We start from the raw sequence: 26,440 nt of genomic DNA on the forward strand, positions 1-26,440 counted from the left end.
GGGCGGGATGGGGTGAGATGGAGTTCGTCGCCTTTGATCGTTGTGATTCTTGATCGGTTGCGCTTGCCGGGGTGAACCCCGGCCTACGGGGGGCGGCATGGGTTGGGACAGTGGTCCGGTCTGAAGCCCGGCCTACGGTGGTGCGTGAGATCACGCACCCTACCCCACGCGATCCGATTGTAGGCCCTCGTTCAGCAGTGCCAGCACATGGGCGGTGGCTTCGGCTTTGGTGATTGCGCCGTCGGTATTGGCGTCCAGCCCCTTGTTCCATTTGTATTGCCGCGAGGGGTATTCGAATAGCACATAGCTTTTCATCTTGCCCACGGCGCGGGGCCAGAGCACGGCCATGTAGACGTCAAAGATGTCATTCAGGCGCCCGTGGTAAGGGCGAAAGTATTGCTCAACGATATCAAGCTGTTCTTCGGCGGTCATGGCTTTGAGGGCGTCGATTGAGGTGCCCAAGCCTTCGGCGGTTTTCTTGGTGAACTGGATCAGACCCACGGCCCCCGACAGCGGGTTTTCCACATCCGGCGCGAAGGATCGCGCGCTTTCAAAGGCCATCACCGCCATCAGGTCGTTGGGGTCGATCTGCAAGCCGTTGCAGATTGAGATCACCTTGGCTTTGAAGCTGGGTGAAACCATCGCCCCCCATGCGATTTGCGGGTCCAGCCCCGCCTCGGCCAGGATGTTACCGATCACGATGTCGATGGCAGAGCGCGCCAGCGGCGTCACATCCCATGGGTCGATATTGTCGTAGTGCTTCTTTTGGCTGTTCACCGAAAGGTGCAGGTGCTTGGTATGCGGGTTGGAGCCGCGATACTCTTGCGCGTCCCAAGCCTGCACCGTGGGTTTGTCGTAGGACCGCCAGATTTTCTTGTCCCAGATGATGTATTTGATCCGCTTGTCGCGGCTTTCGATCAGCGATTGCACGATCAAGTGACAGTCGCAGCCCTTGTCGGGATCATGGGTGATGTCAGCGGCAGAAACCACGCGGGAGGGGCCGTCCTTGATCCAGGGATTGTGGTCGCTTTGGCGCGATTGGTGGGCGGCGTCGCCCACGGTGCCGTCTGATTTCTTGGACCGGTCCGGTGCCAGATCGTTGATTTGCTGAATGAATTTCGTCAGTGACGATGCCGCGCGCCAAGCCATAATGTGTCCCCCGATAATACGAGGGTAGCTTGGCGCATGACATGGGCTTACGTAAAGTAAGGATTACCGGAGCGTCATATTACCAATCGCGGCACGGATCACGCTGTCGGTGTCATCGCTGTCGCCAGATACGGCCATGCCGATCAGCGCGCCTTTGGTGCCGCCAAAGGCGCGGGCGTAGTCCGCGGCGAGGTCGACGCTTTCGCTATGTGACCCGGTGCTGGCTTGGCGCAGGGGGATCGTCACGCCGCCACGGCCATAGGGCGATTTGATCACTTGTCCCCGGCTGTGGTTGCCGCCCCAGGCGTATTGGATCACCCGCACATCGTCGCGACCCAAGAGGCTGCGGATGCCGGCACCTGACAGCGACGGGGCCACCTCAGCCGGAACAAAGACGAAATAGACGCTGATGTTCCGGTCATCGCCGCCTTTGCGCGACAGATCCGTGGCGGGCACCGATTGGTCCACCGTCCAGGCCCAGGACGCGGCATTTGCCCCCCATTCGGACTGCGGCAGGCGGGTCCAGGCGATGCTGACAGAGCCGTTTGAGACCATCGAGAGCGTATTGCCGAAGTTGTAGTCGTTGCTTGAGAAAAGCGACAGCTTCTGTTCCTGCCAGCCATTGGCAAAGCTGACGGGGCCAGCGGCCAGCGGTGTGGCAACAAGGGCAAGGCTGAGGGCGGCGTATTTGATCATGTTCGGTCTCTCCATTCCGAGGTGTTGGAAGACACGTAGCAGGTTGCGGATCGGTTTCGCCGCCCCTCACGCCCGCGTCACGCGATTGTCACGGGGTGAAATGAAGCTATGTTTGGATTCATGCGGATGACAGTTGCCCTTTGCCTGTGGGCCGGTGCCGCGCAGGCGCAAATGGTCGAAACCTCGTTGGAACTGGTGTTTCTGGCGGATGGGTCGGGGTCGATTGATGAGGCCGAGCTTGCGTTTCAGCGACAGGGCTATGCGGATGCAATCCAAAGCCCCGAGGTATTGGCGGCAATTGCCGACACAGCCTACGGGCATATTGCGGTGGCTTATGTGGAATGGGCGATCAATCAGGCGGTGGTCGCGGAGTGGACGCTGATTGACGGGCCAGAGGCGGCGGCGGCTTTTGCCGCCAAGCTGGAAGGACCAAGGCAGGTGTTCGGGCGCAATGCGATTGGGGCGGCCTTGCTGGAAGGGCAGCGGCAAATCGACATCAACCAGTTTGACGGCTTCCGCCATGTGATCGACTTTTCCGGCGACAGTATCGGCAATTCAAACGGGCCACCGATTGAAGAGGCACGGCAAGAGGTCTTGTCCCGCGGCACGGTCATCAATGCGCTGCCGATCCTGCGGCCCGACAGCGGGCGCCGCGCGGGCGCCAATCTGGAGGCGGAATATCAGGCGCGGATCATCGGCGGCCCCGGTGCCTTTATGGTCACGGCCGAAAGCCGCGAGACCTTTGGCGCGGCCGTGCAGCGCAAGATTTTTCTGGAAATCTCGGGCCAGATGCCGGGGGTGGATGTGGCCTTGGTTGAATAAGTGCGCCGGGGTGAACCCCGGCCTACACCTGCATCACTGCTGGATGCTTTCGACGTAGTCGGTCAGCACCAGAAGCTTGAGCGGGATCGGCACAGGCACGCCGTCTTCGTCCGTGGTGACCAGCGGGCCAAGGTCCCCTGCCCCAAACTCTGGCATCACATCCGCGTTGTGCTGTCCCCGGTCCAGCCCGTCGATGAAGCTGGCCACATAGGCACGATCAAAGACCCCGCCGTTGCGTGCAGCGATGCGAGTCAAATCGGGGGGTGTGGGGGTCAGGTTGGCCGCAAGCGGGCCGTCGCCTTGTCCAGATGCCCCGTGGCAGGCGGCACAATTGTCCATGAAGGCCAGTTTGCCGTCGACCGGCGCGTCCTGGACACAGGCGGCGAGCGCGATCAGGGGGATCAAGGTGATGGGGCGCATTGTGAAAGCTCCTTTTGCCGCAAGACTAGCAGGTGGTGAGGTCCCCGCCTTGATCCAGATCATGGGCTGCGTCAGTGTGCGGGTCAACCAAGGAGGGGACGATATGCAATATGCGGGCATCATGCTGCTGGCCGGGATCGGGGTGCCGGTTTTGGCGGCGTTGAACGCGGCCTTGGGGCGCACGATCGGATCACCTGCAGTGGCCGCGACGGTGCTGTTTGCGGTGGCCTTTGGAGTGGCGGCAGCGACTGCGGCGCTGACAGCACCGGGGGCGGTGGCCAAGCTGGGAATGGCGCCAAGGCATCTGTTTCTGGGTGGGGTGCTGATTGCGTTCTATGTGCTGACGATCACCTGGATCGCGCCGATCATTGGCGTGGGCAATGCGGTGTTCTTTGTGCTGCTGGGGCAGTTGATTGCAGCGGCTGCCATTGACCATTTCGGGCTGTTCACAGCACAGGTGTCACCGCTGACGCTGACCCGTGCAGCAGGGATTGCGCTGATGGCGGCTGGGGTGTTCGTGACGCAGAAGGCCTAGGCCAGTGCGGTGATCCGGTCCCACAGGGCATCGGGCACAGCGACGGTGTCCATCGGAACCCGCGTTGATCCGGGCAGGCGCGCGCCGGGTTGATCCGAGACCGCCCCTGCCAGCCGGGCGATGCGCGCGGCCCAATGATCGGTGTGGGTGCCGGGGTCGATCAGGACGTAGAACTGACCCAGATCATGGGGCGGGCCGTCGCCCAGCTTGAGGCCTGCCACATCGACCGAATTGACCGAACCGGTCAGGGCGGCGGCCATCACCTCTGCCATGACACCAAAGCCGAAACCCTTGGCCCCGCCCAATGGCAGGATGCCACCGCGCAAGGCGGCGGCAGGGTCGGTTGTGGGATCGCCGTTTTCGTCAACGCACCAGCCGGAAGGGATCGGCGTGCCTGCGGCTTTCGCCTCTTTGATGGCACCCAGAGCGGCGGCAGAGGTGGAGCTGTCGAAGTGCAGCGCCATTTTGCCGTCACCGGGCACGGAGAGTGCGATGGGGTTGGTGCCAAGGGCGGGCTTCGCGCCACCCGGTGGGGCAACTACGGGGGAGGCATTGGTAAAGCCAAGGCCCACCAGCCCAGCAGCCGCAATCTGGGCGGTGAAATAGCCAAGCGAGGTGCAGGTGTGGCTATGCGCCACAGCAAGGCTTGCGATGCCATTGGTGCGGGCGGCGGCGACGGCAGATTGCAGGCCCGCGTCGAACGCCGGTTGCGCAAAGCCCTGTGCTGCATCGACGGTCACCGCGCCGGGACGCGGCGTGCTGACCACAGGCGTGGCGGTGCCATCCACGCGACCGGTTTCAAGGGCGGCGCAGTAGCTTTCCACGTAAGACAGGCCGCAGATCGTATTGCCATGCGCCTCGCTATCGGCGGTGGCGCGGGCCACAAGGGTGGCTGCGTGATCGCTGGCCCCATGGGCCACGAGGGCTGCATGGGTGGCGGTATGGATCTGTGCGGGGGTGACTTGGGGCATGTGGTTTCCTTTTGTCGGTGGCGATTATTCGACGAATAATCGAGGCCCGCTAATTGAGACGTCCGTCGACAAGGCGCACCGTCCGGTCCATCCGCGCAGCTAAATCGAGGTTATGGGTGGCAATCACCGCCGACAGCCCCGTGCTGCGCACCAGTGCGATCAGCGCATCAAACACCCGGTCCGAGGTCGCCGGGTCAAGGTTGCCGGTGGGTTCATCCGCAAGCAGCAGGCTGGGCTGGTTGGCCAGCGCACGGCAGAAGGCAACGCGCTGTTGTTCGCCACCTGACAGGGCCGCGGGGCGGTGGCTGGCGCGGGGCTGCACGCCGACGCGGTCCAGCAAATCGAGCGCATAGGCCTCTGCCGCGGCGGCATCCACGCCGTTGGCAAGCTGTGGCAGCACGATATTTTCAAGCGCGGTAAATTCCGGCAGCAGGTGGTGAAACTGGTAGATAAACCCGACATCAGCGCGGCGCACAGCGGTGCGTTTGCGGTCAGATAGTTTTGTCATATCGGTGCCACCGATCGCCACGCTGCCCGCATCCGGCGTATCCAGCAGCCCCGCGATGTGCAAAAGCGTGGATTTGCCTGCGCCTGAGGGTGCGACAAGGGCCACGACCTCTCCTTGCGCCACGGTCAGGTCTGCGCCTTGCAGCACGGTCACCTCGGAGGGTTTTCCGTGGTTGTAGCCTTTGGTCAGGCCGGTGAGGGTCAGCACATCACTCATACCGCAGCGCCTCGACCGGGTTCATCCGCGCGGCGCGACGGGCGGGGAAGATCGTGACGATCCAGGAGAGACCCAGCGACAGGGCCACGGATTTCAGCACATCAGAAAGGTGCAATTCCGCAGGCAGCGCGTAGATGCCCCGGATCGACGGGTCCCAGACGCCGCCACCGGCCATGTAGTTCACGAAGCTGAAGATCTGGTCGATGTAGATCGCAAAGAGGCAGCCGATGATCACACCCAAGATCGTGCCAACGGTGCCGATGCCCGCCCCACAGATAAAGAAAATGCGCAGGATCGAGCCTTCGGTCAGGCCCATCGTGCGCAGGATGCCGACGTCGCGGCCCTTGTTTTTGACCAGCATGATCAAGCCCGAGATGATGTTCATCGAGGCAATCAGCACAAGGATCGAGAGGATCACGAACATCACGTTATCCTCTACCGCAAGTGCCCGCAGAAACGCGCCTGCGCTGTCACGCCATGTCCAGACCAGCGTGCCCTGCCCGCCCACGTCAAAGATCGCGGGGATCAGGTCGTCGATGGCGTCAGGGTCGGCGACCATAACCTCAATCTCGTCCGCGACGCCGTCACGGTTAAAGAACAACTGCGCCTCTGGCAGCGGCATGTAGACGCGGGTGCGGTCGATGTCATAGCGCCCGGCAGTGAAGATATAGACCACGTCATAGGCGTTGGTGCGCGGCGCGGTGCCCATCGCAGTGCGCGCGCCATTGGGTGAAATCAGGCGCACGCGGTCGCCGACCGTCACGCCCAATTCGCGCGCGACGCCAGAGCCCATCGCGATGCCGTCCGCGAAATTGGCGATGTCGCCGATGCTGTCTTCGGGATTGGCGATGCGCGGAATGGTCAGCAGGTCCGCAGGTGCTATGCCATAGACGTCAGCCGCCGTGTTCTGATTGCCGCGATTGGCAAGGACCTGCCCGCGCACAAGCGGGGCGGCGCGGGTAACACCGGGGATTGCGGCAAGATCGGTCGTCAGCTGGTCATAGTCGGTGATCAGCCGGCTGACCTGCGTGGTGCCTGCAATCTCTGTCTGTTGATAGACGGTGACGTGGGCGTTGGAGCCAAGGATCGTGTCCACAAATTCGGCCCGAAAGCCAGAGCGCACGGCCAGTGTGGCGATCAGGGCAAAGACGGCGAGGGTCACGCCCACGAGGCTGATCCAGGTCATCACGCTGACGCCACCTTCGGCGCGTTTGGCGCGGATATAGCGCCAGGCGATCATCCATTCGAATTTTGCGAAAGGGGCGGTGCGGGCCATTTGCTGCCTTTTGTCTGCTCGCGCGGACATTGGGGGATGCGGGCGCGCGGGTCAATGCAGACCGGGGTGATTTAGCCGGAGGTTGCCGAGGGTCCTGACCCTAATGCAGGGTGCGGCCCAGCGCCGATTGCCGCGCGGTCAGAAAGCCGCGTTCCTGCGCGTTTTGCGACAAGGCGATGGCGCGGGCATAAGCGTCATGCGCCGCCGCGATGTCGCCCGCACGTGCAGAAAGATCAGCAAGGGCCGCGTGATAGGGTTGGTAGCTGGCGATCTGGTCGTCCTGTACTTGCGCCAACAGCGCCAGTCCGGCGGCGGGGTCCTGGGCATAGGACACCGCAATCGCGCGGTTGATCTGCACCACGGGCGTCGGCTGCACCTTCCAGAGCAGGCCATAAAGCCCGGCGATGTCCTGCCAATCGGTGCTGTCCCAATCGGGTGCCGTGGCATGGGCGGCACTGATCGCGGCCTGCAATTGATAGGGGCCGATGAGCTGTTCCAGCAGGGCCGCGCGAATGATTTGCGTGCCTTCGTCAATTTTGGCGCGGTCCCAGAGGCTGCGGTCCTGCGCCTCAAGCGGGATCATCTGGCCATGGCTGTCCGTGCGCGCGGCCCGGCGACTGTCGTGCAGCAGCATCAGCGCCAGCAAGCCGCGCACTTCGGCGACCCGTGGCATCAGACCCGCCACCACCCGCGCGAGGCGGATCGCCTCGTCCGAGAGGCTGGGGCGGGTCAGGTCGGTTCCGGCGGTGGCGCTGTAGCCTTCGTTGAAAATCAGGTAGATAACCGACAACACGGCGTCGATCCGCGCGGGCAGCACGTCCGCGTCAGGCACCGCGTAAGGAATGCCAGCGGCCGCAATCTTGCGTTTGGCGCGCACTAGACGTTGGGCCATTGTGTCGGGCTTGACCAGAAAGGCATGGGCGATTTCATCCGTGGTCAGCCCGCCAAGCGTGCGCAGGGTCAGGGCGACCTGCGCCTGCCCTTCGATTGCGGGATGGCAGCAGGTAAAGATCATTTCCAGCCGTTTATCGGGGATCACGACATCCTCTATCGGTTCATTGGCAAGGTCCGCCAGATAAGACAGCTCGGCTGCGTGGGTGTTATGCGTGGCCGCACGCCGCAGCCGGTCAATGGCCTTGCGCCGGGCGGTGGTGATCAGCCAGGCATCGGGCGCGCGCGGCAAACCGTTGCGCGCCCAGTGCGTCAGGGCTGAGACGAGCGCGTCTTGCAGGCAATCCTCGGCCAGTTGGAAGTCGCTCAACGTCTTGACGAGCGATGCCAGAATGCGCCCCCAATCCTTGCGCACCACAGCTTCGATGGCGTGTTGAGATGGGGGCGGCATCAGCGATCAGTTGTCCCAGACGACAACCGGGCGCACCTCGATCCGGCCATATTGCGCGGTCGGGATCTGTGCTGCGTATTTCAGTGCCTCGTCCAGATCAGCGCAGTCGAGCAGGTAGTAGCCGCCCAGATGTTCTTTGGTTTCGGCAAAGGGGCCGTCCATCGTTTCGGTCTTGCCGTCGCGCACGGTGACTGTGGTAGCGGTTGAAACGGATTGCAGCGCGTCACCGGCGACCATCTTGCCGCTGTCCTGCATGTCTTTGGTGAAATCCTGATAGCCCTGCATGAAGGGGCCGAATTCGGGTGTTCCGGGCTGCGGGCCAGTTCCTTCGGCGGAATAGATCAAGCACATAAATTGCATTTTGTTTCTCCTTGTCTGCAGGGCGCAACCGCGCGCCCCTTACATACCAGACGCGGCAGGCCCGCCCAAATCGACAGGGGTTCAAAAAATTTTTCGCTTTTTCGCGGCTACCAGTGATTGCCGGGGGATTGCAGGGCGCTGACATCCTGACCCTTTTGCCCGGACCCAGCCCAGATCAATCCACGGCGCAGCATTTCGTGCGCGGGGCCCTCGGCGATGACGTCGGCCTGATGGCCCAGCGCGTTGTAGTAGACGCGGCCGTGGCCCCAGTGGCGGGTCCATGCCACGGGCATGTCCACCGGGCCATTGGGGCTGTGATACCAGGTCACCACATCGGTGCGGGTGGTGGCGAGCACTGTGTTGGCGGCGTCGGTGTGCAGGTAATACTGCTCTGTCGCGACATCGAAATCGGGGATGCCCGCGACCAAAGGATCATCCGAAGTGATCTGCACCCGGTGTTTCACGCCGTCGCCGCCGGGGTGGGCCACCCAATTGGCGCCGGTCATGAATTGCCAAAGTGGCATGTCGCGGAACGCATCACACATGCCGCCATGACAGCCCGCAAGGCCGGTGCCACGGGCCACGGCCTCTGACACATTGGTGGCAGCTTCGCGGGTTGTCTTGCTCATCGTCCAGACGGGCACGATCAGGTCGAGGGTTTGCAGGTAGTCGGGGTCATCAAAGGCATCAAGCGTGTCGGTGACGGTGACGTCTGCCCCTGCCCCGACCAGGATGTCGCGGAAGATCGCGGCGACCTTGTCGGGCTGATGGCCGTCCCAGCCGCCCCATGTAATCAAAGCTTTCATCTGCGGACTCCTTGCAGTTTGGGAAGGTTGGGTTGCGGTGCCGGGCGGGCCACGCGCGGTTCTTGCCGTGCGGGGGCCTTGCGGCGGCGAAAGGGGGCGGTGATCAACGCCAAGAGTGCGGCGATGCCCGCCCAGCCGGTGACAAAGCCCGCACCTGCCGTGACCGCACCGGGCGCGGAAAGCGGCATCGCCGGTTCAAAGTCGGCCCAGGCAGCCGCGAGCGTCGCGGGGTCGGACATGCGTTGCGGCATGGCGATCCGTTCCATCGGTGTGGCCGCGCGCAGGGCGGTCAGATTGTCGGACAGGCGCGCGTGACGCACAAAAGTCTGGCGCATGTCCGTGGCCCGCGCTTGCAGGAATGCGGTGCCGGTCATCTGGTCCAGCGCCTCTTGCCGACCAAGGCCAGAGGCCAGAGCCGAGGCGTCAAAGTCCTTGACCACAACGGTCAGCGCATCGACCTGCCCGGCCAGCCGTTGCAGGTATTGCTGCGAAAACGCGGGGTATTGCGACAGGACCGCAGCCCCCGCAACGCCGCCCGCCAGTGCCAAAGCGCGCCGCATCAGCGCCATTCACGCGCAGATCGCGCGTGTGTCCGCATGTTCAGAACCATGTCGTGCCTCAGGTCTATTTTGTTTTTCCGCACTATGCCGCACCGCGGGCAGTCCGTCTATCTGGCAAATTCATCGTGTCCGGTTTATTTGACATGGGGTAAAATGAAACATACATAAGGTACAACAAACCAGACACATCGATTCGCGGAAGGACAAGAGCGATGGCATTTGAGGAACGCAACACATGGGTCTACCTGCTGGTCAGCCTGGCCGTCATGCTGATCTTTGGCACGCGCATTTATGATGCCACCGTGTTGGGCGCTTTTGACGGGCCGGAGGGCCTGCAAACATGGGCGCGGCGGGTGCTGACATATATCCCGATGGCGATTGTGATGGTGATCGTCACTGTCATTCTGGCCAATATCGTCTACGGCATCTTCACCGGGGGTGACGATTTGACGATGAAAGAGGATGAGCGGGATCGCCATATTGGATTGCGCGGAATGCGGGTGACGCAGGCTGTGTTTTCAACGGGCTGGATCATTGCGGTCGTCTTGCTGGCGCTGGGATATTCCGCGCTGCAGACCCTGAACCTGATGTTGCTGGCGGCGTGGTTTTCAGACGTTGCGGGCAATCTGGTCAAACTCTTTTTCTACCGGCGCGGCTACTGATGGGCGCGCCGCCGATCAGCAACACCATCCGCCGGCTTCGCTTTGAAACCGGTGAGATGACGCAAAAGGGTCTGGCAGAGGCCGTGGGTGTCACGCGCCAGACGATTGTGGCAATCGAGAACGCCAAATACTCGCCCACGTTGGAGCTGGCGTTCAAGATTGCCAAGGCTTTCGACAAGCCGCTTGAAGAGGTTTTTCAATACGACGCACCTGAAGACTAGCGTCTAACCAACTGTTTTATAAAGGAGACCAACATGGGACGCCGTTCCGTGAACGCCATTTCTGTGCCTGCACTTCTGCTTTTCCTGACGGCCATCCCCACCGTGATGGCCGGGGTCCGGGTGGTGCAAATTCCCGCCGGGACAACGCCACAGGACGTGGCCTATCTGATGACGCAGCCGCTGCCCTATTGGCTGCATGCGGCCGCTGGGGCCACCTTTGGCCTGCTGGGGCCGTTGCAGTTTGGCCGCGCGCTGGCGCAGCGGTTCGGGCGCTTGCACAAGTTTTTGGGGCGCATCTTTGTGGCCGCAGGCGTTGTGCTGGGCCTGTCGGGGTTGCGGCTGCTGTTGGCCTTTCCGGGGTCATCGACGCTGATCATAGATGTGGCCCGGATGCTGGGCGGGATAGTCTTGCTGGTGGCGCTGGCGCTGGCGATCCGCGCGGTCATGGACCGCGATATCCCGCGCCACCGCGCCTGGATGATCCGCGCCTATGCCATTGGCATGGGCCAGTCGCTGATCGCATTCATCCTGTTCCCGATCTACCTGATCACCGGCGAGCCGCCCGTTGGCGTGATGTCCGATCTGACGGTCGTCGCCTCATGGGCGCTGTCGATTGCCGCAGGCGAATGGGTGATCCGCCGGATCAACCGCCCTGCCCCCATTCAGATCCACACATAAGGAGGCCCCACTATGGCCCGCGAAACATTCTGGAACGTCATTGCCAAAAAATACGCCCGCGACCCGGTTGCGGATCAACCCAGCTATGAGCGCAAGCTGGCGATGACCCAGGCGCTACTGCGCCCCGAAATGCACCTGCTGGAAATGGGCTGCGGCACCGGCACCACGGCGCTGTATCACGCGCCCAAGGTCGCAAAGATTGACGCGCTGGATTTTTCCAAGGCGATGATCGGCATTGCCCGCGACAAGGCTGCAAGCCGGGGGATCAGCAATGTGGATTTCCGCATCGGCAGCTTTGCGGACCTGCCCGCCACACCGCAGTACGATATGGCGCTTGGCCTGTCGCTGCTGCATCTGCTGGATGATGCCGGCGCTGGTGTGGCGGCGTTGGCGGGTCAGGTGAAACCGGGGGGCTACGTCGTCACCTCAACCGTGTGCATGGGGGATATGACCGGGCTGATGCCAAAGGTCGTGCCATGGATCGGCAAGCTGGGGCTGATCCCCAAGGTGCTGCTGGTCAAGCGCGATGACCTGATCGCGGCCCATCGGGCTGCGGGGCTGGAGATTGTCGATGAATTCCGGCCCCGGCCTGATGCGTCAGTCTTTCTGATCGGGCAAAAGCCGGTGATGCCGGTCTGAAGCCCGGCCTAGAGCGCGGCGTAGATGTCTACGATACGCTGCACCGCATCGGCGGGGGACATTTCAGTGCTTTCGCCGGTGCGGCGGCTGGTCAGTTCGACCTTGCCCTCTTTCAACCCGCGCGGACCGACGGTGATCCGCCACGGCAGGCCGATCATGTCCATCGTGCCGAATTTGGCCCCGGCGCGTTCGTCACGGTCGTCATAGAGCGGTTCCAGACCTGCGTTGGTAAGCTGCGCATAGAGGTCTTCGCAGGCGGCGTCACAGGCATCATCGCCGGAGCGCATGTTAAGGATGCCGCAGTGGAAGGGCGTGACGCCTTCGGGCCAGATGATACCCTTGTCGTCATGGCTCGCCTCGATAATGGCCCCAAGCAGGCGGGAAACGCCGATGCCGTGAGAGCCCATGTGGACGGGAGTTTGGCCGCCTTTGCCGTCATCGACGGTAGCACCCAAGGGTTCAGAGTATGTCGTGCCGAAGTAGAAAATCTGCCCCACTTCGATGCCACGGGCGACGCGGCGGCGATCCTCTGGGATGGCGTTGAACAGGTCTTCTTCGTGGGTTTCATCTGTGCGGGCGTAGAGCGAGGTAAATTCGTCCATGATCGACTGGCATTGATCCACGTCGTCGAAATTCACGTCGCGCTGACCGAGCGAGATGTCGGTGACGGCGCTGTCGTAGAAGACCTCTGATTCACCGGTGTCCGCAAGCACAAGAAATTCATGGGTGTAGTCGCCGCCAATGGGCCCGCTATCAGCACGCATCGGGATCGCCTGAAGCCCCATGCGTTCATAGGTGCGCAGGTAGGTCACAAGGTGGCGGTTGTAGGCGTGCAGCGCGTCTTCTTTGGTGAGGTCAAAGTTGTAGCCGTCTTTCATCAGGAACTCTCGCCCGCGCATGACGCCGAACCGCGGGCGCACCTCATCCCGGAATTTCCACTGGATCTGGTAGAGCGTCAGCGGCAGGTCTTTGTAGGATTTGACGTAAGACCGGAAGGTGTCGGTGAACATTTCCTCAGCCGTTGGCGAAAACAGCATGTCGCGGTCGTGCCGGTCTTTCATGCGCAGCATTTCTTCGCCATAACCGTCATAGCGGCCGCTTTCGCGCCACAGGTCCGCCGATTGCAGCGTCGGCATCAGCATGGCGATATGACCTGCCTTGGCCTGTTCTTCGTGCACGATGTTTTCCAGCTTGCGCAGCATTTTGAAGCCCAGCGGCAGCCAGGAATAGATGCCGGCGCTGGCCTGTTTGATCAGGCCCGCCTGCAGCATGTAGCGGTGGCTGACGATCTGCGCCTCGCGCGGGGTTTCTTTGAGGACGGGCAGGAAGTAGCGGGAAAGGCGCATGGGCGGGAACCTGTAGCTGGAGTTTGCCAAGTCCTAGGGCATCGCCTTGCCCTTCACAAGATCAGCCTGCTGCGCCAAGTGATTGCGCCCGCGCGTTACGGCGCAGATCGCGGGTCAGATCATTCATGACAGTGTTCTGACACCTGCGTGACAACAGTGACCCAAATGGACGGTTGCGGCGTAATCCCTGACAGCAAGCAAAAAGCTTGTTCAACCGAGAGGGAGACACATCATGTTCCGCACAACTATCCTTGCCGCCGCCTTTGGCGCTGCCGCCACGGTCGCATCGGCCAACACAATCGTTGATATCGCTGCAGGCGACGAACGGTTCAGCACGCTGGTTGCTGCCGTGACCGCTGCCGGTCTGGCCGAAACCCTGTCCGGCCCCGGCCCGTTCACCGTTTACGCCCCGGTCAATGACGCCTTTGCCGCCCTGCCCGAAGGCACGGTTGAAACATTGCTGATGCCCGAGAACAAGGATCAGCTGACCAATGTGCTGCTCTATCATGTGGATGACCGCAAGCTGACGGCAGAGCATTTCGCCGCAGGGGCCAATTACTATAAGCCGATCCTTGCCACTGAACGTTTGTGCATCACCAGCCATTCCGGCGTGACCATTGCGGATGGCACAGGCGAGGTCGCCAATGTGGTGATCGCCAATATCGAGGCCGACAACGGCGTGATCCACGTGATCGACAAGGTGCTGCTGCCCGGCACGCGCCCGGCCTGCCACTAAGCCGGGGATATTGCCCGCCTGACAGGGATGCGCCATGAAGGGCGGATGATCTCTGAACTTGTGATACACGACACGGCCACCGGCGCGGAGGATGTGATCCACCGCGCCGATGTGCACTTTGAGGCCCCGAACTGGTCGCCTTGCGGCGGCTTTTTGGTGATCAATAGCGGCGGGCAGATTTTGCGGGTCGATCTGGCCGCACCTGAGGTGCTGCAGCGGATCGACACCGGTGCCTGCACCCATTGCAACAATGACCACGGGATTTCGCCCGATGGGTTGAAGCTGATGATTTCGGACAGTCCGGGGCGCGGCACCTCGATCATCTATCGTTTGCCGATTGGCGGCGGCGCGCCAGAGCGGGTTACGCCGTTGGCACCCAGCTATTGGCACGGCTGGTCACCGGATGGCGCGCGGATTGCCTATGTCGGCAGGCGGAAAGGCATTTTTCACATATGTACCAGTGCGGTAGATGGCACAGATGAAGTCATCCTGACAGATGGACCCGGCCACCGGGACGGGCCGGACTACACGCCCGACGGGCGCTGGATCTGGTTCAACTCGGATCATCACGGGCGCGGTGCGGACCTGTGGCGGATGCGGCCCGATGGTGACGATCTGCAACAAATGACCGATGACGAACGGGTCAAATGGTTTCCGCACCCCAGCCCGGATGGCCGCGACGTGCTATATCTGGCCTATCCCGAAGGCACGACAGGCCACCCCGGCGATTTGCCGGTGGAGCTGCGCCTGATGGACGCGACGGGCGGCAATATCCGCGCGCTGGCGGCGTTCAACGGCGGGCAAGGCAGCATCAACGTGCCGTGCTGGCATCCCGAGGGCGGGCGCTTTGCCTATGTGCGCTATCCAAAGGGCGCGCCGGGGTAAACCCCGGCCTACCCCCTTGCACCAACGCCGCACCTGCCGCATCTAGGAAGAACGCAAGCAAAGGGGTCGCAGATGGCATTGCCGATGAAAGATCAAGCCAAGTACTGGGGCATCACCACGGTGGCATTTCTGGTGGTGCTTTGGGCGCTGGGGGATGTGATCCTGCCGTTTGTGTTGGGCGGGGCGATTGCCTATTGCCTTGATCCGATTGCGGACAAGCTGGAATCTTGGGGGTTGTCGCGGGCCCTGTCGGTGGCGGTGATCACCGTGGTGGCCTTGCTTATCTTTGTTGTGCTGGTCCTGCTGATCATCCCGACGCTGATCACCCAAGGGTCGGCCCTTGTGGCGGCGGCACCTGAATACCTCAAGCAATTGCGCGATTGGCTGATCGAACGCTTCCCCGAGCTGATGGTCGAGGACAGCGCGATCCGGCAGCAGCTGAACAACATCGCCGCATCCCTGCAAAGCCGAGGTGGTGAGCTGTTGAGCACGGTTCTGTCATCCTTTTCCGGTGTTTTGAACGTGGTGGTCCTGTTCCTGATCGTGCCTGTGGTGGCGGTCTATCTGCTGGTGGATTGGGACAACATGACTGCGCGGATTGATGCGTTGCTGCCGCGCGACCACGCACCCGTGATCCGCGATCTGGCGCGGCAGATGGATGCGACGCTGGCGAGTTTCATTCGCGGACAAGGCACGGTGTGCCTGATTTTGGGCGTCTTTTACGCCACAGCACTGATGATTGCGGGGCTGAACTTTGGCATCGTGATTGGCGCGATTGCGGGGCTGGTGACATTTATCCCCTATGTTGGGGCCATTGTTGGTGGCGCGCTGGCGGTGGGTGTCGCGATCTTTCAGACTTGGACCGGGTCTGCCGCGGATGTGGCCAACGGTGTCGATGGCGCTGTGGCGGGCGTGAACTGGTTCTATGTGATTGGCATCTATCTGATTTTTCAGGCGGGCCAGTTCGTCGAGGGCAATATCCTCACGCCCAAACTGGTCGGGACATCCGTGGGGCTGCACCCAGTCTGGCTGTTGCTGGCGCTGTCGGTCTTTGGTGCCTTGTTCGGCTTTGTCGGACTGCTGGTCGCCGTGCCGCTGGCGGCAATGATCGGGGTGCTGGTGCGCTTTGCCATCGGGCAATACCAGCGCAGCACGCTTTACCGGGGGCAAGCGGGCAAGGACCCGGATGCCTGAACAGCTGATTTTTGACTGGCCCACGGGCGTGGCCCTTGGGCCAGAGGACTTCTTTGTCTCGAACGCAAATGCGCAGGCCTTTGCCATGTTGGAGGCCCCCGATAGCTGGCCCGAGGGCAAGCTGTGCCTTGTAGGGCCTGCGGGCGCGGGCAAGAGCCATTTGGCGCGGGTGTTTCAGGCCGGTCACGGCGCGCGGATCATGAACGCGCGTGATCTGGACGATGTGCACCCCAACGGCCCGGTGGTGGTCGAGGATATCCACACCCTGCCCCGCGCCTGCGAAGAGGCGCTGTTTCACTTGCACAACAACCTGCGCGCCGCACGGCTGCCGCTGCTTTTGACCGCCCAGACACCGCCCAGCCGCTGGGACATCGCCCTGCCCGATCTGGCCAGCCGGATGCAGGCCACCACGCCGGTGGCAATCAGTGACCCCGATGATGCGTTGTTGCAAGCGCTGCTGATGAAGCTTTTCGCCGACCGCCAGATCATGCCGCCGCCTGCGGTGGTTGATTACCTGTCGCTGCGGATCGAACGCTCCTTTGCTGCCGCGGCCGATATCGTCGCACGGCTGGACGCCGAGGCCCTGCGCCGCAAAAAGCCGATCAGCCGCAAACTGGCAGGCGAGTTGCTGGACAAAGACACGCCGCTTGCGTGATAATGTCATGAAACTGCAATGGTTTGCAGTGATGAAAGCCCGATGATGCAAGCTGATTTTCTACAAGGAGCGCCTGCCGCCCCTGTTGACCTTGATATCGATGTGACCACCCCGGAACGCTATGTGAACCGGGAACTCAGTTGGCTGTTTTTCAACTGGCGGGTGCTGGAAGAGGCGGAGAATCCGCGCGTTCCGCTGCTGGAACGGCTGCGGTTCCTGTCGATCTCGGCCACCAATCTGGACGAATTCTATACTGTGCGCGTCGCGGGCCTGCGCGAGTTGGCCCATGAGGGCAACACGATGCCCGGTCTCGACGGGCGCACCCCGGTTGAACAATTGGCGCTGATTGATGTGAATGCGCGCGCATTGCTGTCGCGGCAACAGGATGTCTATCGCGCGCTGGCAGAGGAAATGGCCGCCGCTGACATCCACATCATGGGCCGCGACGGCCTGACCGAAGCGGACATGGCCTATCTGGATGACGTCTTTCTGGATCAGGTGTTCCCGGTTTTGTCGCCACTGGCGATTGACCCTGCGCACCCGTTTCCGTTCTTGCCCAACGCAGGCTTTGCGCTGGCGCTGCAGTTGGAACGCACCAAGGACAAGCTGCCGCTGCGCGCGCTGCTGCCGGTGCCCGCACAGATCGACCGCTTTGTCCGTTTGCCGGGTGACGTTGCGCGGTTCCTGCCGCTGGAAGAACTGCTGCTGCTTTATGTCAGCCGTCTTTATCCCGGTCACAAGGTCAAAGGACAATGCGCGTTCAAGGTGCTGCGCGACAGTGATCTGGAGGTCGAGGACGAGGCCGAGGACCTTGTGCGGGAGTTTGAGACCGCGCTGAAGCGCCGCCGCCGAGGCGAAGTTGTGCGCCTGAAAATCAGTGCCGATGCACCCGCCGGGCTGCGCCGGATGATCATGCAGGAATTACGCGTCACCGACGACGAAGTGGTCGAGGTGGATGGGCTGATCGGGATTGCGGACCTGAGCGAGCTGGTGCTGGATGACAGGCCTGATCTGCTGTGGCCGCCGTTCGCCCCGCGCGTGCCGGAACGGGTGCAGGATTTTGAGGGCGATATGTTCGCCGCGATCCGGCAGAAGGATATGCTGCTGCATCACCCCTATGAGACCTTTGACATGGTGATCCGGTTTCTGGCGCAGGCCGCGCGCGATCCCGATGTCGTGGCGATCAAGCAGACGCTTTATCGGACCTCGAAACGATCACCCATTGTCGAGGCGCTGTGCGAGGCGGCAGAGGACGGAAAGTCGGTGACAGCGCTGGTGGAATTGAAAGCGCGGTTTGATGAGGCCGCCAATATTCGCCAGTCACGCAGGCTGGAACGGGCGGGCGCGCATGTGGTCTATGGCTTTCTGAACTACAAGACCCACGCCAAGATCAGCACCGTGGTCCGCCGCGAGGGCGACCGGCTGGTGACCTATACCCACTACGGTACGGGCAATTACCATCCGATCACCGCGCGCGTGTATACCGACCTGAGCTTTTTCACCTGTGACGCCAAGTTGGGGCGGGATGCGACCAAGGTGTTCAATTATCTGTCAGGCTATGCCCAGCCTGATGCGCTGGAAAACCTTGCGATTGCGCCACTGAACCTCAAATCCACGCTGCTGGAACGCATCGCTGAAGAGGCGGCCAATGCCGCGAATGGCAAACCGGCGGTGATCTGGGCCAAAATGAACAGCCTGATCGAGGAAGACGTGATTGACGCGCTTTATGCAGCGTCCCAGGCTGGTGTGAAGATTGATCTTGTGATCCGCGGGATCTGCGGACTACGCCCCGGCGTGAAAGGGCTGTCGGAGAATATCCGCGTGAAATCCATTGTGGGCCGGTTTCTGGAACACAGCCGGATCGTCTGTTTTGGCAATGGCCAGACCCTGCCTAGCAAAAAGGCCAAGGTCTACATCAGCTCTGCCGATTGGATGGGGCGCAATCTGAACCGCCGCGTCGAAACGCTGGTCGAGATCAAGAATGCAACCGTCAAGGCGCAGATCGTCAGCCAGATCATGGCGGCCAATATGGCCGATGTGGCGCAAAGCTGGGTGATGAAGGCCGATGGCACCTTTGCGCGGGCCGAAGTGCCGGAAGGCGAATTTGCGTTCAACTGCCACCGCTTCTTTATGGAAAATCCGTCGCTGTCGGGGCGCGGATCAGCAGGGGCATCCGATGTGCCCAAACTGACCCATACAGAGGACTAGCAAACCGCCATTTTCCGGGTCAGTTGATTGACGCCCCCGCGCCCATCGGCCAAAGTCGGCCCGCACGAACCCGAGGGGCCACACCATTATGACCGCAGATGCGCCCATTGACTGGGGCCCGTTCGGCCGCCCGCTGTTTGACGACCCCGCGAGCCAGAAACTCAGCCGGGTGGGCGTGATTGATGTGGGGTCAAACTCTGTCCGGTTGGTGGTGTTTGATGGTGCTGCACGGTCGCCAGCCTACTTCTACAACGAGAAGATCATGGCAAGCCTTGGTGCGGGCCTGTCGGAAACCGGACGGTTGAACCCCGAGGGCCGAGTGCGCGCGCTGAATGCGATCCGCCGGTTTGCCGCCCTAGCCGACGGCATGGGAATCACGCCGCTGACGGCTGTGGCGACGGCGGCAGTGCGCGAGGCGAGCGACGGGCTGGAGTTTCGGGCCGAGGTGGAGCGCGAGACTGGCATCAAGCTGTGGATCATTGACGGCGAGGAAGAGGCGCGGCTGTCAGCGCAAGGTGTGCTGTTGGGCTGGCCGGGGTCTTACGGATTGGTCTGTGACATCGGCGGGTCCAGCATGGAACTGGCCGATCTGGCCGAAGGTCGCGTGGGGCGGCGCGTCACCTCACCCCTTGGGCCGCTGAAGCTGCGCGACATCAAGGGCGGCAAAAAGGCGATCAAGGCGCATATTCGCACGGTCATCAGCGATCTGCATGACCGTATGGGCAATGAGACCGGCAAGCGGCTGTTTCTGGTGGGCGGATCATGGCGCGCGATTGCCCGCGTGGACATGGAGCGCCGCCAATACCCGCTGACGGTGCTGCACGAGTACCGCATGACGGCCCGGCGGATCGGCAACACGGTGTCGTTCATCGCTGACAGCGATCTGGCCGACCTGCGCAGTCGGTGCAGCATCTCGGAACAGCGGATGTCGCTGGTGCCGCTGGCATCGCTGGTCCTGAAAGAGTTGGTGCGCACCTTCAGGCCCAAGGATGTCACCGTGTCGTCCTATGGCATCCGCGAGGGGATGCTGTATGAACAAATGCCGCAAGCCCTGCGCGAACGTGACCCGTTGATCGAAGCGTGCCGCTTTGCGGAGAACAAGGATGCGCGCAATCCGGGCTTTGGCCGTAAGCTCTATCACTTTGTCATGCCGCTGTTTCCGCGCGCGGGTTGGCAACGCAAACGGATCATCCGGGCCGCCTGTTTGCTGCATGACGTCAGCTGGCGCGGCCACCCCGATTACCGCCACGAGGTCGCGTTCGACAATGTGACCCGCGCCAATCTGGGCGGGTTGAAACATGCCGAACGGGTGATGCTGGGGCTGGCGCTAATGACGCGCTACACCAACAAGAGCATTGGCACACATCTGGACCCATACTTCAGCCTGCTGACAGAGGATCAGCGCCGCGAGGCTGATATTCTGGGCCGCGCGATGCGCTTTGGTGCGATGTTGTGGATGGCGGGCGACACCCCGCCCGGCGAGATCCGCTGGAAGCCGAAATCACGCCAACTCAAGCTGATGTTGGACCCCGATGCCAAGCCCTTGTTTGGCGAGGTGGCGCAGTCACGGCTGAATGGGCTGGCGGGCGCATTGGATGCAGAGGTCAAGGTCAGCTTTCGCCGCCGCACCGGTGGTGCGACGGGGCAAGGCGGCTAAAGCTCGATCTCTTCTCCGGGTTCATAAACCGGCGCGTCGGGCCTGCGGCGGATGATGATGTCACCGTTGGGCAAGATCTCGGGCGGGTCGTAATTGCGGATGTCGTCGATCTGGGCCATCAGCTCTGCCAGGGCGGGGCCCATTTCATCGGCAAGCAGTTTCATGGCGGGGCCGACTTCGTCTGCGAAATCTTCAAGTTCGCGCAGGGCCGGTTCCATTTCGGTCATCAGGCCACGCAGCAAAAGCTTGGCCCCTTCTTCCATCAAATCAAGGCCTTCGTCGGTGTCCTGCGCGCTGGCTGATGCGGCAGAGAGTGTAAGGGCAAGTGCACATGCGATCTGTTTCATGAGGTCAATATAGAAGGTGCGCGGGCGATCCCAAAGGGGGAATGCGTCAGGTGGCCCTAATCCGCCAGATCAATGACCACCGGGAAGTGGTCAGAAGCGGTCAGAAGCGCCTGCCGCAGGTCGGCATCGGCATAGCATTCGGGGTGATCGAACGGGTGCCAGATTTGCCAGCGCGGTGCTGCCCCGCGCAGGTTGGGTGAGACCATGATGTAGTCGAGCAGTGCAGACAAATAGGGCTGTCCCTTTTTCTTGAACCGCGCGGTGCTGGGCATGGCCCCAATACGCCGCCCCAGCGCCAAGCGGGCATGGGGGTCATAAAGCTTGGTCTGTTGCCCTTCGCCGAGCACGATTTCCACGCCCGAACGCCCAAAGAGCTTTTCGTATTCGTCCAGCCCCGGCCCATCGTTAAAGTCACCCATGACCATCAGGCGTGCGTCCGCGGCCAGCAGTTGATCGACCCGTTTGCGCAGCCAGATGCATTGCGCCAACTGCTTGCGACGATTGGCGATGGCGATGCGGGTCGCTTCGGCATCATTGCCCGCGCCATGCGGTGCTTTGGACTTGGCGTGTACCCCAATGAGGTTGAGGGTATTGCCCTGATAGGTCAGTTCCGCCTCAAGCGGCGGCTTGGACCAACGCACCGGTTCGGGGGCGGCGTCCACATCAAGATCAAAGGGCATTTCCCCATCAAAACGGGGGTTTGCGGGGCCGTCTTCAAGTGGCTTGTGGACCGCTGTGATCTTGCGCGGATCATAAAGCAGTGCGATTTCCTGCTGGGTATTGTTCGGGAAACCAATCAGCGCCGTGTCGGCGCGCAAGCCAAAAGCCTCTGCAAAAGTTTCTAGCGCCTTTTTGCCATCGCGATAGCGCGAGGTGTCGGGGGCTTCGATCACCATGACTGCATCGGCATCAAGCGCCTGAAACACAGCCCCAAGGGCGGCTGTCTGGTCGGCGCGGGTCACATCCCAGCGCGATGACCAGCCGCCATCATTGATCAACTGTCCATCGTCATCAAAGAGGCTGTTGAACCATTCGACATTATAGGTGGCGATCCTCATCCTTGTTGCTCGCGCACCTGTTCCCAAGCGCGATTGACCGCGACCATGCGCTTTTCAGCGAGCTTGACCGCTTCTTCGGGCACACCGCGCGCGATCATCTGGTCGGGATGGGTGTCGCGCACGGCGGCGCGCCAGGCGGCGCGGATCGTGTCCATGTCGGCGTCAGGCGACACGCCCAGCACATCATAAGGATCGCGTTCGGCGTCGGGCACGAATTGCGCCCGGATGCGGGCAAAGCGGGCATCATCGAAGCCAAAGATTTCGGCCACGCGGTGCAGAAACTCATCCTCGCCCGGATGGTATTCGCCGTCGGCCATGGCGATGTGAAACAGCCCCTCCATCAGGTCAGACAGGGTCGGGTCACCGGGTGGATACATGTTGCGAATGCGGGATGCATAATCCTCGAAGCCCGCAACGTCCGTCCGGGCCAGGTTGAAGACCCGCGCGGCATTGGGTTCTTCTTGCGGCGGGATGTGGAACACCTCGCGAAAGGCGGTAACCTCGTCCCGGGTGACGTGGCCATCGGCCTTGGCCATTTTCGCCCCCAGCGCGATCACTGCGATGGTAAAGGCCACGGTGCGGTCAGGGCTGGTGCGGAGTTTGTCAAAGACGGCTGTCAGCCCCTCGCCCGTGGCAAGGGCGGCGATAGCGTCAGCAATGCGGGACCAGATCGACATGGGGGCAGCCTAAAGGAACTTTTGCATCAGGATAAGGTCGATCCAGCGATCAAACTTGCGGCCAACCTGCGGCAGGTGACCAACTTGGACAAAGCCCAACCGCGCGTGAAAGGCCACGCCATCGGGATTGCCTGCGCTGACCCCGGCCATGAGGCTGTGAAAGCCCGCACCCCGTGCGTGTTCGCAGATCGCATCCATCAGCGCGCGCCCTGCCCCGCGCCCGCGCGCATCCGCGTGAAGAACGATCGTATGTTCGGCAGTGTGCCGATAGCCGATGCCGCCGCGAAACTGGCCGTAGAAGGCAAAGCCAAGGATGTCGCCCACCTGATCGGCGCAGACCAGAAAGCCGTCGCCCTTGTCAGCGCGCATCGTATGGATGTCGGCGGGGGTCTTTTCGACGCTGTTGAAGGTGACCAGCGTGTCCCGGATTTCGGGGTTCCAGATTGCACAGATCGCTTCTGCGTCTTGGGCCGTCGCGGGGCGGATCATGTCAGCACCTTTTCGCCGTCCGGCCCCGCAAAGGCTGCACGGAAGCCGTTGATCCCATTCACAAAAGTCACGCGCGGGTCAGCAATTGGCACGATCTCTTGAATGACGCCAGCGGCGGGGTGATGCACCTCGAACTGGGTCAGGCGCAGACCGCAGTCGGGCAGCCGCGTGGCGGGATGGCGGGTGCCGGGGACCCATTGCAGCAAGGTCGGGAACGCGCCGTCAAAGGGTAGCGCGCCGTCATCTGGCACGGTGATCTGCCAACTGAGGTCCCCGCGCGTCAGCGCATGGGCGGGGCCGGTCACGGTGCGGTGCGGGGCAAAGTCGTCTGCCCGGCAGATCCAGTTGGCCAGCCGCGGCGGCCCGGTAAAGCGATCGAGGTCAAACCATGTGGGCCGCACCCGCGTGGCTGCCGGATCAAGGGCGATCACCTCGAGATACAAATCACCCAAGCCCAAAAGCGTGTTGTGCGTGCCGTATCGGTCGTGTTGGCCACCGGGTTGCAGGGAAACGCCCAGCGCCTGTTCCACGGCGGCAGTTCCGGCAGCAAGGTCGGTGCAGGCGACCGCGATATGATCCAGTTCAAACATGCCAATGCGCATCCGTTTCAAATGCCGCCAAATGACGCCTCTTGGCGGGTGCTGACAACCCCCCAATTTCGGCGCGAACGGCAAAGGCCGGACAGGTTACCCTGCCCGGCCACTGCTGGTCCTTTTTGGAAGGATCAGAACCAGAAGTCGTCAGCGGAAAAGTCGCTGGCAGTTTGATCTTCGACGCGGATCGTAGTGTTGGCGTAGCTGATCATCACGTCATCACCGGCCTGACGGATGTCCAGATCGTCAAAGCTGTCAGCGCCGCGCACAATCTCGATCACGTCCTTTTCCTGCTGGAAGTCGGTGATCCGGTCGTTGCCAGAGTTGTCACCAAAGACAAATGTGTCCCAGCCAGCGCCACCAGTGACAACGTCGTTGCCATTTCCGCCGACAAGGCGGTCAGCAGCCTTGTCACCGAACAGACGGTCATTGCCGTTGCCGCCCAGCAGCACGTCCCGGTGGTCACCGCCGCGCAGGAAGTCCGAACCGCCGTTGCCAAAAACCACATCCTCGCCCTTGTTGCCGAACATCTGGTCGTTGCCGCCCTTGCCCCACATGCGGTCATCGCCGCCGTGGCCGGACATTTTGTCGGCGCGGTTGGTACCGTTCAGTTCTTCGTCCGCGCCACGGCTGCGGCCTGCGGCGTTGTTGGCGTGCACGATGGTGTCCACGTCACGGGTGCCGAATGCCACCTTGTGGTCCGACAGGATCGTCATCTTATCAAGGTTGAATTCCGCGTTCTCGATCCGCTCTGCCACGCCGTCGTTGCGCAGACGGAAGCTGACGGTGATCGTGTCAGGGCCGCCGTCACGGAACTTGGCCACACCGCTGAAATCGGTACCGGGGGCGAAGTCAGCCGCCTTCAGGCCGTTGGTCATATCGAGCGACCATTTGACATTGACGTTCGCATCTTCGCCAGTGCGGGCGATGGTGTAGGTCATGACCTGGCCTTCGGAGGCGTCCTTTTCACCGTGTGCAAAGATCATCGTGTCCATCGGGCGGCGGGCATCTGCAGCACCGTGGCTGCCAAAGGCCAGGATGCCGTCTTCGCCTGCTTCGCCGTAGGCACCGCGCCCACCGCGATCACCGAAGTCGCCGCCTTCAGCGCTACCAGAGCCAGAGCCGCCACCGGCGCTGCCAACGTTGCCAGAAAAGCCGCCGAAGCCTGCGATGCCTTTGCCGCCACCTGACGCGGCGCTGTGGTCGTCCTGGCCATAGTTGCCATCCACATAGCGTGTCGCAAATTCGACGTCGCCAAAGTTCAGGATGCCGCTAGACGTGATGCCGCCATCGCCACCTGTGCCGCCCAGACCGCCGGTGCCGCCATCGCCGCCGTCACCGCCATCTTTGGCGCCCGAGATGGCAAAAAGGCCATCACCACCGTCGCCGCCGTCACCGCCATAGCCGCCATAGCCGCCCAAGCCACCTTGACCGCCCTCACCCGCCATCGACAGGTTGTCGGCCCCAAATCCGCTGTCCTTCCAGGTCAGGTCGCCGTAGTTGAGGATCACAGCCGCATCGCCACCTTCGCCGCCATCGCGACCGGTTTTGCCGGTGCCGCCGGTGCCGCCGTTACCGCCGTCCAACGCCTTAATCGGGTTGAAGATGGTGCCTGCGGCATCGCGCCCGTCGCTGCCATCTCTGCCTTTGCTCCCGATGCCGCCGTAGCCGCCAATCTGGCCGTCTTCGCCGTAGGCTGTGTTGTCGTCAAAGCTGACGCGGTCCAGCACCAGCTCACCGGCATTGTAGATCGAGCCGAATGCACTCGCGCCGTCGGCGCCGTCCAGCCCAACGCCGGCGGTCGAGTTTGTGGTGCGTTGATCGTTGTAACCGTCTTCGAGGTTGAGCGCCTGAAGCGTAAGTTTAGCCGTATCCTTGACCACGAAATGCGCGCTGGCGTCGCTGCCGCTGATGGTGACGTCAGCAATGCCGTCGCCATTGGTGTCACCGTTAATGATGACCTTCTGGCTGGCGATGGTGAATGCATCAGGGTTGTTCGCGTCGATATAGACCGTGTTGATACCCTCTTTGAAGGTGATCGTGTCGGTGCCGACGTTGCGTTCGGCCAATGCGATGGCTTCGCGGAGGGATGTCACGCCGTCATTCGCGTCGACGATGTCGTTGACTGTATCTACTGTAAACTTTGCCATTGTTCCGTTCCTTCCAAATTGATCTGCAACCAATCTAAGGAAGAAAACGGGCGTTGCCGGGGTGTCGGATTCAATACGTTAACCATCCAAAGCCGACCTAACGCTTTGATATTGGTCGATTATATGGATTTCACAGCCATAAGCCACTGGGCGGCACGTCCTTAGTCCGCAACCTGCTCCCACAGCTCGATCGGGTTGCCTTCGGGGTCGTAAACCCATGCAAAGCGCCCAACATCGTCGATCTCATGGTGGTTGCTGGCAACGATTCCGGCCTTGGCGAGGCGGGCCAGAATGGCGTCGAGATCGTCGACGCGAAAGTTCAGCAGAAAGGGCCGATTTGTCGGCATATCGGGCGCGGGTTTGTCATAGGGCGCAAAGACGCAAGGACCGGCGGCCGTGTGCCATTCGGGGTCGCTGCCCCCGTCCATCCCCAGCGGGATGCCAAAGTGGGTTTTGTACCACTTTGCCAAACGGGCCGCGTCTTTGGCGCGAAAGAAGAACCCACCGATGCCGTTGATCTGTCCTGCCATGCCGGGCCCCCATTGCGATGCGAGGCATGCTCGCACAGCTGGGGACCATGGGCC

The 26,440-nt window shown here is 62.0% G+C and carries 30 protein-coding genes; 12 read left to right on the plus strand and 18 right to left on the minus strand.

Annotation, left to right across the window (positions count from 1 at the left end; all coding sequences use genetic code 11):
- Window positions 1–159 precede the first annotated feature (159 nt).
- Both AB3Y40_RS11300 and AB3Y40_RS11305 read right to left on the minus strand, forming a co-directional pair.
- Entirely contained in the window at window positions 160–1,149 is a 990-nt protein-coding gene (locus AB3Y40_RS11300; protein WP_369438890.1) for a transglycosylase SLT domain-containing protein, read from the minus strand.
- A 63-nt stretch (window positions 1,150–1,212) separates the two neighbouring features.
- Entirely contained in the window at window positions 1,213–1,845 is a 633-nt protein-coding gene (locus AB3Y40_RS11305; RefSeq protein ID WP_369438891.1) for a DUF3047 domain-containing protein, read from the minus strand.
- 120 nt (window positions 1,846–1,965) lie between these two features.
- Between AB3Y40_RS11305 and AB3Y40_RS11310 the strand changes: the two genes are divergently transcribed.
- Window positions 1,966–2,667, plus strand: a complete 702-nt coding sequence (locus AB3Y40_RS11310; RefSeq protein WP_369438892.1) for a DUF1194 domain-containing protein — start codon at window positions 1,966–1,968, stop codon at window positions 2,665–2,667.
- A gap of 33 nt (window positions 2,668–2,700) precedes the next feature.
- Here the strand turns inward: AB3Y40_RS11310 and AB3Y40_RS11315 are convergent, their stop codons facing one another.
- Complete coding sequence (locus tag AB3Y40_RS11315) at window positions 2,701–3,087, minus strand: c-type cytochrome (RefSeq protein WP_369438893.1); 387 nt, start codon at window positions 3,085–3,087, stop codon at window positions 2,701–2,703.
- Between the two features lie 103 nt (window positions 3,088–3,190).
- Between AB3Y40_RS11315 and AB3Y40_RS11320 the strand changes: the two genes are divergently transcribed.
- Window positions 3,191–3,622 carry a DMT family transporter gene (locus AB3Y40_RS11320; RefSeq protein ID WP_369439643.1) on the plus strand — a complete coding sequence of 144 codons (432 nt, stop codon included), beginning with the start codon at window positions 3,191–3,193 and terminating at the stop codon, window positions 3,620–3,622.
- Here AB3Y40_RS11320 and AB3Y40_RS11325 read toward each other — a convergent pair.
- From AB3Y40_RS11325 to AB3Y40_RS11355, 7 genes are all read right to left on the minus strand, one after another.
- Complete coding sequence (locus AB3Y40_RS11325) at window positions 3,619–4,593, minus strand: Ldh family oxidoreductase (protein ID WP_369438894.1); 975 nt, start codon at window positions 4,591–4,593, stop codon at window positions 3,619–3,621. The genes AB3Y40_RS11320 and AB3Y40_RS11325 overlap by 4 nt on opposite strands.
- A gap of 49 nt (window positions 4,594–4,642) precedes the next feature.
- Window positions 4,643–5,317: an ABC transporter ATP-binding protein gene (locus tag AB3Y40_RS11330; protein ID WP_369438895.1), complete on the minus strand. Its 675-nt coding sequence runs from the start codon at window positions 5,315–5,317 to the stop codon at window positions 4,643–4,645.
- Window positions 5,310–6,593: a lipoprotein-releasing ABC transporter permease subunit gene (locus AB3Y40_RS11335; protein ID WP_369438896.1), complete on the minus strand. Its 1,284-nt coding sequence runs from the start codon at window positions 6,591–6,593 to the stop codon at window positions 5,310–5,312. Before AB3Y40_RS11335 ends, AB3Y40_RS11330 begins: the two co-directional genes overlap by 8 nt.
- Before the next feature lie 100 nt (window positions 6,594–6,693).
- Entirely contained in the window at window positions 6,694–7,935 is a 1,242-nt protein-coding gene (locus tag AB3Y40_RS11340; RefSeq protein ID WP_369438897.1) for an RNA polymerase sigma factor, read from the minus strand.
- Window positions 7,936–7,941: 6 nt separating this feature from the next.
- Window positions 7,942–8,295 (minus strand): YciI family protein, encoded by a 354-nt coding sequence (locus tag AB3Y40_RS11345; protein WP_369438898.1) that lies wholly within the window; start codon window positions 8,293–8,295, stop codon window positions 7,942–7,944.
- A gap of 107 nt (window positions 8,296–8,402) precedes the next feature.
- Window positions 8,403–9,101, minus strand: coding sequence for a ThuA domain-containing protein (locus AB3Y40_RS11350; RefSeq protein ID WP_369438899.1), 699 nt, complete (start codon window positions 9,099–9,101; stop codon window positions 8,403–8,405).
- Entirely contained in the window at window positions 9,098–9,670 is a 573-nt protein-coding gene (locus tag AB3Y40_RS11355) for a DUF2937 family protein (RefSeq protein ID WP_369438900.1), read from the minus strand. Before AB3Y40_RS11355 ends, AB3Y40_RS11350 begins: the two co-directional genes overlap by 4 nt.
- Window positions 9,671–9,873: 203 nt before the next feature.
- Between AB3Y40_RS11355 and AB3Y40_RS11360 the strand changes: the two genes are divergently transcribed.
- The 4 genes from AB3Y40_RS11360 to AB3Y40_RS11375 are packed head-to-tail and all read left to right on the plus strand — an operon-like array spanning window position 9,874 to window position 11,861.
- Window positions 9,874–10,323 carry a hypothetical protein gene (locus AB3Y40_RS11360; protein WP_369438901.1) on the plus strand — a complete coding sequence of 150 codons (450 nt, stop codon included), beginning with the start codon at window positions 9,874–9,876 and terminating at the stop codon, window positions 10,321–10,323.
- Window positions 10,323–10,544, plus strand: coding sequence for a helix-turn-helix transcriptional regulator (locus AB3Y40_RS11365; protein WP_369438902.1), 222 nt, complete (start codon window positions 10,323–10,325; stop codon window positions 10,542–10,544). The genes AB3Y40_RS11360 and AB3Y40_RS11365 overlap by 1 nt, the downstream gene beginning before the upstream one ends.
- Window positions 10,545–10,577: 33 nt before the next feature.
- Window positions 10,578–11,222 (plus strand): DUF2306 domain-containing protein, encoded by a 645-nt coding sequence (locus tag AB3Y40_RS11370; protein ID WP_369438903.1) that lies wholly within the window; start codon window positions 10,578–10,580, stop codon window positions 11,220–11,222.
- Window positions 11,223–11,234: 12 nt separating this feature from the next.
- Window positions 11,235–11,861 carry a methyltransferase domain-containing protein gene (locus AB3Y40_RS11375; protein ID WP_369438904.1) on the plus strand — a complete coding sequence of 209 codons (627 nt, stop codon included), beginning with the start codon at window positions 11,235–11,237 and terminating at the stop codon, window positions 11,859–11,861.
- 8 nt (window positions 11,862–11,869) lie between these two features.
- Here AB3Y40_RS11375 and proS read toward each other — a convergent pair whose 3' ends face one another.
- Window positions 11,870–13,207, minus strand: a complete 1,338-nt coding sequence (gene proS, locus AB3Y40_RS11380; RefSeq protein WP_369438905.1) for a proline--tRNA ligase — start codon at window positions 13,205–13,207, stop codon at window positions 11,870–11,872.
- Window positions 13,208–13,439: 232 nt separating this feature from the next.
- Here proS and AB3Y40_RS11385 point away from each other — a divergent pair, with 232 nt between their 5' ends.
- The 6 genes from AB3Y40_RS11385 (at window position 13,440) to AB3Y40_RS11410 (ending at window position 20,542) form a co-directional block, all read left to right on the plus strand.
- Entirely contained in the window at window positions 13,440–13,943 is a 504-nt protein-coding gene (locus AB3Y40_RS11385; protein ID WP_369438906.1) for a fasciclin domain-containing protein, read from the plus strand.
- A 45-nt stretch (window positions 13,944–13,988) separates the two neighbouring features.
- On the plus strand, window positions 13,989–14,828 hold the full coding sequence (locus AB3Y40_RS11390; protein ID WP_369438907.1) for a TolB family protein: 840 nt from the start codon (window positions 13,989–13,991) through the stop codon (window positions 14,826–14,828).
- Between the two features lie 72 nt (window positions 14,829–14,900).
- Window positions 14,901–16,022, plus strand: a complete 1,122-nt coding sequence (locus tag AB3Y40_RS11395; protein WP_369438908.1) for an AI-2E family transporter — start codon at window positions 14,901–14,903, stop codon at window positions 16,020–16,022.
- The gene (locus AB3Y40_RS11400; RefSeq protein ID WP_369438909.1) at window positions 16,015–16,677 is read left to right on the plus strand and encodes a P-loop NTPase family protein; all 663 of its coding nucleotides are present in this window, start codon (window positions 16,015–16,017) and stop codon (window positions 16,675–16,677) included. Before AB3Y40_RS11395 ends, AB3Y40_RS11400 begins: the two co-directional genes overlap by 8 nt.
- A 42-nt stretch (window positions 16,678–16,719) precedes the next feature.
- A complete protein-coding gene (locus AB3Y40_RS11405) occupies window positions 16,720–18,885 on the plus strand; it encodes an RNA degradosome polyphosphate kinase (protein WP_369438910.1) in 2,166 nt (721 codons plus the stop codon).
- Between the two features lie 88 nt (window positions 18,886–18,973).
- Complete coding sequence (locus AB3Y40_RS11410; RefSeq protein ID WP_369438911.1) at window positions 18,974–20,542, plus strand: Ppx/GppA family phosphatase; 1,569 nt, start codon at window positions 18,974–18,976, stop codon at window positions 20,540–20,542.
- Here the strand turns inward: AB3Y40_RS11410 and AB3Y40_RS11415 are convergent.
- The 7 genes from AB3Y40_RS11415 to AB3Y40_RS11445 form a co-directional block, all read right to left on the minus strand.
- On the minus strand, window positions 20,539–20,889 hold the full coding sequence (locus AB3Y40_RS11415; RefSeq protein ID WP_369438912.1) for a hypothetical protein: 351 nt from the start codon (window positions 20,887–20,889) through the stop codon (window positions 20,539–20,541). The genes AB3Y40_RS11410 and AB3Y40_RS11415 overlap by 4 nt on opposite strands.
- A 56-nt stretch (window positions 20,890–20,945) precedes the next feature.
- Window positions 20,946–21,947 carry an endonuclease/exonuclease/phosphatase family protein gene (locus AB3Y40_RS11420; protein WP_369438913.1) on the minus strand — a complete coding sequence of 334 codons (1,002 nt, stop codon included), beginning with the start codon at window positions 21,945–21,947 and terminating at the stop codon, window positions 20,946–20,948.
- Window positions 21,944–22,624 (minus strand): TerB family tellurite resistance protein, encoded by a 681-nt coding sequence (locus tag AB3Y40_RS11425; protein ID WP_369438914.1) that lies wholly within the window; start codon window positions 22,622–22,624, stop codon window positions 21,944–21,946. The genes AB3Y40_RS11420 and AB3Y40_RS11425 overlap by 4 nt, the downstream gene beginning before the upstream one ends.
- A 9-nt stretch (window positions 22,625–22,633) precedes the next feature.
- Window positions 22,634–23,113, minus strand: coding sequence for a GNAT family N-acetyltransferase (locus tag AB3Y40_RS11430; RefSeq protein WP_369438915.1), 480 nt, complete (start codon window positions 23,111–23,113; stop codon window positions 22,634–22,636).
- The gene (locus AB3Y40_RS11435) at window positions 23,110–23,703 is read right to left on the minus strand and encodes a VOC family protein (RefSeq protein ID WP_369438916.1); all 594 of its coding nucleotides are present in this window, start codon (window positions 23,701–23,703) and stop codon (window positions 23,110–23,112) included. The genes AB3Y40_RS11430 and AB3Y40_RS11435 overlap by 4 nt, the downstream gene beginning before the upstream one ends.
- A gap of 134 nt (window positions 23,704–23,837) precedes the next feature.
- Window positions 23,838–25,856, minus strand: coding sequence for a hypothetical protein (locus tag AB3Y40_RS11440; RefSeq protein WP_369438917.1), 2,019 nt, complete (start codon window positions 25,854–25,856; stop codon window positions 23,838–23,840).
- Between the two features lie 161 nt (window positions 25,857–26,017).
- Window positions 26,018–26,386: a VOC family protein gene (locus AB3Y40_RS11445; RefSeq protein ID WP_369438918.1), complete on the minus strand. Its 369-nt coding sequence runs from the start codon at window positions 26,384–26,386 to the stop codon at window positions 26,018–26,020.
- Between the last annotated feature and the right edge of the window lie 54 nt (window positions 26,387–26,440).

The organism is Yoonia sp. R2331 (assembly GCF_041103235.1).
GTDB lineage: Bacteria > Pseudomonadota > Alphaproteobacteria > Rhodobacterales > Rhodobacteraceae > CANMYO01.

Bases quoted from the DNA above. Each gene is read 5' to 3' on its own strand.
- AB3Y40_RS11300 (WP_369438890.1), bottom strand. From the start codon at position 1,149: ATGGCTTGGCGCGCGGCATCGTCACTGACGAAATTCATTCAGCAAATC.
- AB3Y40_RS11305 (WP_369438891.1), bottom strand. From the start codon at position 1,845: ATGATCAAATACGCCGCCCTCAGCCTTGCCCTTGTTGCCACACCGCTG.
- AB3Y40_RS11310 (WP_369438892.1), top strand. From the start codon at position 1,966: ATGCGGATGACAGTTGCCCTTTGCCTGTGGGCCGGTGCCGCGCAGGCG.
- AB3Y40_RS11315 (WP_369438893.1), bottom strand. From the start codon at position 3,087: ATGCGCCCCATCACCTTGATCCCCCTGATCGCGCTCGCCGCCTGTGTC.
- AB3Y40_RS11320 (WP_369439643.1), top strand. From the start codon at position 3,191: ATGCAATATGCGGGCATCATGCTGCTGGCCGGGATCGGGGTGCCGGTT.
- AB3Y40_RS11325 (WP_369438894.1), bottom strand. From the start codon at position 4,593: ATGCCCCAAGTCACCCCCGCACAGATCCATACCGCCACCCATGCAGCC.
- AB3Y40_RS11330 (WP_369438895.1), bottom strand. From the start codon at position 5,317: ATGAGTGATGTGCTGACCCTCACCGGCCTGACCAAAGGCTACAACCAC.
- AB3Y40_RS11335 (WP_369438896.1), bottom strand. From the start codon at position 6,593: ATGGCCCGCACCGCCCCTTTCGCAAAATTCGAATGGATGATCGCCTGG.
- AB3Y40_RS11340 (WP_369438897.1), bottom strand. From the start codon at position 7,935: ATGCCGCCCCCATCTCAACACGCCATCGAAGCTGTGGTGCGCAAGGAT.
- AB3Y40_RS11345 (WP_369438898.1), bottom strand. From the start codon at position 8,295: ATGCAATTTATGTGCTTGATCTATTCCGCCGAAGGAACTGGCCCGCAG.
- AB3Y40_RS11350 (WP_369438899.1), bottom strand. From the start codon at position 9,101: ATGAAAGCTTTGATTACATGGGGCGGCTGGGACGGCCATCAGCCCGAC.
- AB3Y40_RS11355 (WP_369438900.1), bottom strand. From the start codon at position 9,670: ATGGCGCTGATGCGGCGCGCTTTGGCACTGGCGGGCGGCGTTGCGGGG.
- AB3Y40_RS11360 (WP_369438901.1), top strand. From the start codon at position 9,874: ATGGCATTTGAGGAACGCAACACATGGGTCTACCTGCTGGTCAGCCTG.
- AB3Y40_RS11365 (WP_369438902.1), top strand. From the start codon at position 10,323: ATGGGCGCGCCGCCGATCAGCAACACCATCCGCCGGCTTCGCTTTGAA.
- AB3Y40_RS11370 (WP_369438903.1), top strand. From the start codon at position 10,578: ATGGGACGCCGTTCCGTGAACGCCATTTCTGTGCCTGCACTTCTGCTT.
- AB3Y40_RS11375 (WP_369438904.1), top strand. From the start codon at position 11,235: ATGGCCCGCGAAACATTCTGGAACGTCATTGCCAAAAAATACGCCCGC.
- proS (WP_369438905.1), bottom strand. From the start codon at position 13,207: ATGCGCCTTTCCCGCTACTTCCTGCCCGTCCTCAAAGAAACCCCGCGC.
- AB3Y40_RS11385 (WP_369438906.1), top strand. From the start codon at position 13,440: ATGTTCCGCACAACTATCCTTGCCGCCGCCTTTGGCGCTGCCGCCACG.
- AB3Y40_RS11390 (WP_369438907.1), top strand. From the start codon at position 13,989: ATGATCTCTGAACTTGTGATACACGACACGGCCACCGGCGCGGAGGAT.
- AB3Y40_RS11395 (WP_369438908.1), top strand. From the start codon at position 14,901: ATGGCATTGCCGATGAAAGATCAAGCCAAGTACTGGGGCATCACCACG.
- AB3Y40_RS11400 (WP_369438909.1), top strand. From the start codon at position 16,015: ATGCCTGAACAGCTGATTTTTGACTGGCCCACGGGCGTGGCCCTTGGG.
- AB3Y40_RS11405 (WP_369438910.1), top strand. From the start codon at position 16,720: ATGATGCAAGCTGATTTTCTACAAGGAGCGCCTGCCGCCCCTGTTGAC.
- AB3Y40_RS11410 (WP_369438911.1), top strand. From the start codon at position 18,974: ATGACCGCAGATGCGCCCATTGACTGGGGCCCGTTCGGCCGCCCGCTG.
- AB3Y40_RS11415 (WP_369438912.1), bottom strand. From the start codon at position 20,889: ATGAAACAGATCGCATGTGCACTTGCCCTTACACTCTCTGCCGCATCA.
- AB3Y40_RS11420 (WP_369438913.1), bottom strand. From the start codon at position 21,947: ATGAGGATCGCCACCTATAATGTCGAATGGTTCAACAGCCTCTTTGAT.
- AB3Y40_RS11425 (WP_369438914.1), bottom strand. From the start codon at position 22,624: ATGTCGATCTGGTCCCGCATTGCTGACGCTATCGCCGCCCTTGCCACG.
- AB3Y40_RS11430 (WP_369438915.1), bottom strand. From the start codon at position 23,113: ATGATCCGCCCCGCGACGGCCCAAGACGCAGAAGCGATCTGTGCAATC.
- AB3Y40_RS11435 (WP_369438916.1), bottom strand. From the start codon at position 23,703: ATGTTTGAACTGGATCATATCGCGGTCGCCTGCACCGACCTTGCTGCC.
- AB3Y40_RS11440 (WP_369438917.1), bottom strand. From the start codon at position 25,856: ATGGCAAAGTTTACAGTAGATACAGTCAACGACATCGTCGACGCGAAT.
- AB3Y40_RS11445 (WP_369438918.1), bottom strand. From the start codon at position 26,386: ATGGCAGGACAGATCAACGGCATCGGTGGGTTCTTCTTTCGCGCCAAA.